3 rRNA genes are annotated in these 5,263 nt (G+C 50.2%); all 3 read right to left on the reverse strand.

The annotated features are described in order from the left end of the window. Positions 1–5: 5 nt before the first annotated feature. The 3 genes from rrf to DXV75_RS16895 all read right to left on the reverse strand — a co-directional run bounded on the left by rrf (position 6) and on the right by DXV75_RS16895 (position 5,160). A 5S ribosomal RNA gene (gene rrf, locus DXV75_RS16885) occupies positions 6–121 on the reverse strand. A 308-nt stretch (positions 122–429) separates the two neighbouring features. Further along, positions 430–3,308: ribosomal RNA gene (locus DXV75_RS16890) — 23S ribosomal RNA — on the reverse strand. 317 nt (positions 3,309–3,625) lie between these two features. Beyond that, positions 3,626–5,160 (reverse strand): 16S ribosomal RNA (locus DXV75_RS16895). Together the 16S, 23S and 5S rRNA genes form the textbook arrangement of a ribosomal RNA operon. Positions 5,161–5,263: the final 103 nt, after the last annotated feature.

Genomic DNA, 5,263 nt, shown 5'->3' on the forward strand with positions numbered 1-5,263 from the left:
TGGGAGTCTGGCGGTGTGCTACTCTCACATGGGGAGACCCCACACTACCATCGCCGCTAATACGTTTCACTTCTGAGTTCGGAATGGGATCAGGTGGTGCCGTATCGCTATGGCCGCCAGACATAAACTGTCGTGCAAAATATTTTTTCATATTTTGCGCAAGGAGGACCAACACTACTCTGAGGAGTTCGTTAAGTCAGCCTTACTTAAAATCTTAACAATTTCGGAAAGTCTGATATTCAATCTTATCGAGTAACTTCACTACTCTACTTACTTAGCTTGTCTACAACACTCAACGCTCAAACTTCTACCTTTAGCGAGTAGGAAAGTGGCCAGTCGATTTTACATCGACGGTTAAGCCAGTTTCCACGCCCACTTGCGTAGCAAGTGTTTGTAGGTAAAAAGTCTCTAAAGCTTTTTGGGTGTTGTATGGTTAAGCCTCTCGGGCAATTAGTACAGGTTAGCTTAACGCCTTACAACGCTTCCACACCCTGCCTATCAACGTCATCGTCTATAACAACCCTTCCAGAGCTTAAAGCTCAGGGATGACTCATCTTGGGGCCGGTTTCCCGCTTAGATGCTTTCAGCGGTTATCCGTTCCGAACGTAGCTACCGGGCAATGCGATTGGCATCACAACCCGAACACCAGCGGTTCGTCCACTCCGGTCCTCTCGTACTAGGAGCAGCTCCCCTCAATCATCCAACGCCCACACCAGATAGGGACCGAACTGTCTCACGACGTTCTAAACCCAGCTCGCGTACCACTTTAAATGGCGAACAGCCATACCCTTGGGACCGACTTCAGCCCCAGGATGTGATGAGCCGACATCGAGGTGCCAAACACCGCCGTCGATATGAACTCTTGGGCGGTATCAGCCTGTTATCCCCGGAGTACCTTTTATCCGTTGAGCGATGGCCCTTCCATACAGAACCACCGGATCACTATGACCTACTTTCGTACCTGCTCGACGTGTCTGTCTCGCAGTTAAGCTAGCTTATGCCATTGCACTAACCTCACGATGTCCGACCGTGATTAGCTAACCTTCGTGCTCCTCCGTTACTATTTGGGAGGAGACCGCCCCAGTCAAACTACCCACCAGACACTGTCCGCACCCCCGATAAGGGGGCAACGTTAGAACATCAAACATACCAGGGTGGTATTTCAAGGTCGGCTCCACAAGAACTGGCGTCCTCGATTCATAGCCTCCCACCTATCCTACACAAGTAGGTTCAATGTTCAGTGCCAAGCTGTAGTAAAGGTTCACGGGGTCTTTCCGTCTAGGTGCGGGTACACTGCATCTTCACAGCGATTTCAATTTCACTGAGTCTCGGGTGGAGACAGCGTGGCCATGGTTACACCATTCGTGCAGGTCGGAACTTACCCGACAAGGAATTTCGCTACCTTAGGACCGTTATAGTTACGGCCGCCGTTTACCGGGGCTTCGATCAAGAGCTTCGCCTAAGCTAACCCCATCAATTAACCTTCCGGCACCGGGCAGGTGTCACACCCTATACGTCCACTTTCGTGTTTGCAGAGTGCTGTGTTTTTAATAAACAGTCCCAGCCACCTGGTCACTGCGACCCCCATCTGCTTACGGCGCGAAGCCTTCACAAACAGGGGCGTACCTTCTCCCGAAGTTACGGTACAATTTTGCCGAGTTCCTTCACCCGAGTTCTCTCAAGCGCCTTAGTATTCTCTACCTGACCACCTGTGTCGGTTTGGGGTACGGTTTACATAATCATAAGTTTAGAAGCTTTTCCTGGAAGCAGGGCATCAACAACTTCACCACCTTGGTGGCTCGTCTCGTGTCTCAGCCTTAAGAACCCGGATTTACCTAAGTCCTCAGCCTACGCACTTTCACTTGGACAACCAACGCCAAGCTTGCCTAGCCTTCTCCGTCCCTCCATCACTGATTATATAAGTACGGGAATATTAACCCGTTTCCCATCGACTACGCATTTCTGCCTCGCCTTAGGGGCCGACTTACCCTGCCCTGATTAGCATGGGACAGGAAACCTTGGTCTTCCGGCGTGGGGGTTTTTCACCCCCATTGTCGTTACTCATGTCAGCATTCGCACTTCTGATACCTCCAGCATGCTTCTCAACACACCTTCAACGGCTTACAGAACGCTCCCCTACCCAAAGTACCTAAGTACTTTGCCGCAGCTTCGGTATATTGCTTAGCCCCGTTACATCTTCCGCGCAGGCCGACTCGACTAGTGAGCTATTACGCTTTCTTTAAAGGGTGGCTGCTTCTAAGCCAACCTCCTAGCTGTCTTAGCCTTCCCACATCGTTTCCCACTTAGCAATATTTTGGGACCTTAGCTGGCGGTCTGGGTTGTTTCCCTCTCCACGACGGACGTTAGCACCCGCCGTGTGTCTCCCGGATAGTTCTCTTTGGTATTCGGAGTTTGCAAAGGGTTGGTAAGTCGGGATGACCCCCTAGCCTTAACAGTGCTCTACCCCCAAAGGAATTCGTCCGAGGCGCTACCTAAATAGCTTTCGGGGAGAACCAGCTATCTCCCGGTTTGATTGGCCTTTCACCCCCAGCCACAAGTCATCCCCTAACTTTTCAACGTTAGTGGGTTCGGTCCTCCAGTTGATGTTACTCAACCTTCAACCTGCCCATGGCTAGATCACCGGGTTTCGGGTCTATACCTGGCAACTCAACGCGCAGTTAACACTCGCTTTCGCTACGGCTCCGTTATTCACTTAACCTCGCTACCAAATATAAGTCGCTGACCCATTATACAAAAGGTACGCAGTCACCGAACAAGTCGGCTTCCACTGCTTGTACGTATACGGTTTCAGGTTCTATTTCACTCCCCTCACAGGGGTTCTTTTCGCCTTTCCCTCACGGTACTGGTTCACTATCGGTCAGTTAGGAGTATTTAGCCTTGGAGGATGGTCCCCCCATATTCAGTCAAGATAACACGTGTCCCGACCTACTCGATTTCACTATATAGGTCTCTTCGTGTACGGGGCTATCACCCGGTATCGCGGCACTTTCCAGAGCCTTCCACTAAAACCTATATAACTTAAGGGCTAATCCCCGTTCGCTCGCCGCTACTAGGGGAATCTCGGTTGATTTCTTTTCCTAAGGGTACTTAGATGTTTCAGTTCCCCTCGTTCGCCTCTACACCCTATGTATTCAGGTGCAGATACACATAAATGTGTGGGTTTCCCCATTCGGACATCTGTGGCTCAAATGCATTTTGTCGGCTCACCACAGCTTTTCGCAGACTTACACGTCCTTCATCGCCTCTAACTGCCAAGGCATCCACCGTATACGCTTTGTCACTTAACCATACAACCCCAAAAAACCTCGTTAGAGCTTTTTACTCGCCTTTTGAATCCGAGTAAGAGTAATGTCGTATGATGACAAGCTAATCGTGTATTACCTTGTTATCAATCAAATCGATAACAAGTAATTCAAGTCAAGTAGAGTAATGGCGTGAAAGAACATCTTTCGATATTCAATCTCAGTTACTCAATTTTGATTGATTACTAATATCAGCTTTCCAAATTGTTAAAGAACGTAGTTTGTCCTCGCGACTTTCGTCACGGTAACAAAACAATCTGTGTGAGCACTGCGCTAAATGAATGTCAGCGTCGATTTTTTGGTAAGGAGGTGATCCAACCGCAGGTTCCCCTACGGTTACCTTGTTACGACTTCACCCCAGTCATGAAACACAAAGTGGTAATCGTCCTCCCGAAGGTTAGACTAACTACTTCTTTTGCATCCCACTCCCATGGTGTGACGGGCGGTGTGTACAAGGCCCGGGAACGTATTCACCGCAGTATGCTGACCTGCGATTACTAGCGATTCCGACTTCATGGAGTCGAGTTGCAGACTCCAATCCGGACTACGACAAGCTTTAAGGGGTCCGCTCCACATCACTGTCTCGCTTCCCTCTGTACTTGCCATTGTAGCACGTGTGTAGCCCTACACGTAAGGGCCATGATGACTTGACGTCGTCCCCACCTTCCTCCGGTTTGTCACCGGCAGTCTCCTTAGAGTGCCCAACTTAATGCTGGCAACTAAGGACAAGGGTTGCGCTCGTTGCGGGACTTAACCCAACATCTCACGACACGAGCTGACGACAGCCATGCAGCACCTGTGTCAGAGTTCCCGAAGGCACCTATCCATCTCTGGAAAGTTCTCTGCATGTCAAGTGTAGGTAAGGTTCTTCGCGTTGCATCGAATTAAACCACATGCTCCACCGCTTGTGCGGGCCCCCGTCAATTCATTTGAGTTTTAACCTTGCGGCCGTACTCCCCAGGCGGTCTACTTAGCGCGTTAGCTTCGCTACGCACGAATTAAATTCACACACAGCTAGTAGACAGCGTTTACGGTGTGGACTACCAGGGTATCTAATCCTGTTCGCTACCCACACTTTCGCACATGAGCGTCAGTCTTTGGCCAGGGAGTCGCCTTCGCCACTGATGTTCCTCCAGATATCTACGCATTTCACCGCTACACCTGGAATTCCACTCCCCTCTCCAAGACTCTAGTCTGCCAGTTCTAAATGACCATCCCAGGTTGAGCCCGGGGCTTTCACATCTAGCTTAACAAACCGCCTGCGTGCGCTTTACGCCCAGTAATTCCGATTAACGCTCGCACCCTCCGTATTACCGCGGCTGCTGGCACGGAGTTAGCCGGTGCTTCTTCTGTTGCTAACGTCAATGTTGGCAGGTATTAACTACCAACCCTTCCTCACAACTGAAAGTGCTTTACAACCCGAAGGCCTTCTTCACACACGCGGCATGGCTGCATCAGGGTTTCCCCCATTGTGCAATATTCCCCACTGCTGCCTCCCGTAGGAGTCTGGGCCGTGTCTCAGTCCCAGTGTGGCTGATCTTCCTCTCAGAACAGCTAGAGATCGTCGCCTTGGTGAGCCTTTACCCCACCAACTAGCTAATCTCACTTGGGCCTCTCTTTGCGCGAGAGCAAAAGCCCCCTTTGGTCCGTAGACATCATGCGGTATTAGCAGTCGTTTCCAACTGTTATCCCCCTCGCAAAGGCAAGTTCCCAAGCATTACTCACCCGTCCGCCACTCGTCAGCAAATTAGCAAGCTAATTCCTGTTACCGTTCGACTTGCATGTGTTAGGCCTGCCGCCAGCGTTCAATCTGAGCCATGATCAAACTCTTCAATTAAATAGTTCGAAATTTATGAATCGTCGGTTGACACTCGTTAACGAGTGCCCACACAGATTGTCTTGTTATCAATTTTTAAAGAACAGGGCCGTTTCCGGCTTGC

Source organism: Alteromonas aestuariivivens, assembly GCF_003367475.1.
In the GTDB taxonomy this organism is placed as follows: Bacteria; Pseudomonadota; Gammaproteobacteria; order Enterobacterales; family Alteromonadaceae; genus Alteromonas; species Alteromonas aestuariivivens.